Here is a 1,401-nt window from a genome sequence, read left to right on the forward strand (position 1 = left end):
CCCCTGCTCCCGCGCCGCCACGCTCCACAGCACCACCGCCGAGAGCCCGCAGTCGGCCGCCGCGCGCAGGGTCGTGCGGTCGTACGTGCCGTAGGGCGGCCGGAACAGCCGCGGGCGGATCCCGAAGCGGGAGCGCACCTTCTCCTGCTGGCCGCAGATCTCGGCGCGCTGGCCGGCGTAGGGCAGGCCGCGCAGGGCGGGGTGGTCCAGGGTGTGGTTCTGGATGCTCGCGCCGACCGACTGGAGGCGGGCGAAGTGTCCGTACCCGGGCCCGACGACACTGTCCGTGAGGAACATGCTGACAGGCAGCCGCAGTTCACGGACCAGCTCGACGAACCGCGGGTCCCTCTCGGCGCCGTCGTCGTAGGTGAGGAAGACGACCTTGTCGGAGGTCTCGACGCGGCGCACGACCGGCGGCACACCGCGCCGGTCCGCCGCGCCGTGCACCGGCACCCGTGGCGGCGCCGGCAGCGGGGCCGTCAGACCCCAGTGCCGGTACGGCCGTCCGTCCGCCCTCGCGGGCCCGTGCGACCCCACGTGCTGGGCCGCCTTCTTCCCCAGCCGTTCGATGGGGTCGACGGACTGGGCGCAGCCCGCGAGGAGTACGGCCGCCAGCCCGGCGGCGGCCAGGGCCCGCGGTCTCACAGGTAGTCCTCGAGGCGTGCGACGGCGTACCCCTCGGCCGTGACCTTGTCCAGGAAGCGGCGGACCATGTCGGTCATCGTGCCCTTCCAGTCCTCGCGGCCACGGAAGTGGCTGAGCACGATGTCGCCGGGGTGGAGTTCGCGGTCCCACTCGCGGTACTCCCAGTGGTCGACGAAGACCTCCTCGTTCCAGATCGGCGCGTAGCGGATGCCGCAGGACTTCGCCGCGCGCAGGGTGTCCTCGTTGTAGTTGCCGTAGGGCGGGCGGAAGAGCGCGGGGCGCTTGCCGTAGTGCCGCTCGATGACGTCCTGCATCCCGCAGATCTCGTGCTTCTGGCGGGCGTACGACAGCGCGGGCAGGTAGGGGTGGTGGAGGGTGTGGTTGTCGAGGACGATCCCCCGGTCCCGCATCTTCCGGAAGTAGCCGTAGTCGTCCTTGATCAGGTAGTCGCTGAGGAAGGCGGTGTACGGGATCCGCAGCTCGCTCATCATCCGCAGGAACGCGGGGTCCTTCTCGGCGCCGTCGTCGATGGTGAGGAAGACGATCTTCTTGTCGGTGGGGACGGTGGTGAAGACCGGCGGCAGCCCCTTCTCCTCGTGCCCGTCGACCTCGAAGCCGTCGCGGGTGGTGATGCGCGGCTTGGTCACGGGTGCCGGCGGGGCCACCAGGGGGGCGCTCCTGAGCCCCCAGCGCCTGGCGGTGGCGAGGCGGGCCCGCTCGGCGCGGAGGCGGGCGGCGCGGATGACGGTCTTGTCG

General features: G+C 71.9%; 2 protein-coding genes. Both read right to left on the reverse strand.

The window, feature by feature from the left end:
- Positions 1–645, reverse strand: a 645-nt coding sequence (locus EHS43_RS44545) for a polysaccharide deacetylase family protein (RefSeq protein WP_125196058.1), incomplete at its 3' end; no start/stop codon positions are given.
- A partial coding sequence (locus EHS43_RS44550; protein ID WP_125196059.1) for a polysaccharide deacetylase family protein occupies positions 642–1,401 on the reverse strand: 760 nt, incomplete at its 5' end. The genes EHS43_RS44545 and EHS43_RS44550, both read right to left, overlap by 4 nt.

The organism is Streptomyces sp. RP5T, assembly GCF_003933965.1.
Taxonomy (GTDB): Bacteria; Actinomycetota; Actinomycetes; order Streptomycetales; family Streptomycetaceae; genus Streptomyces.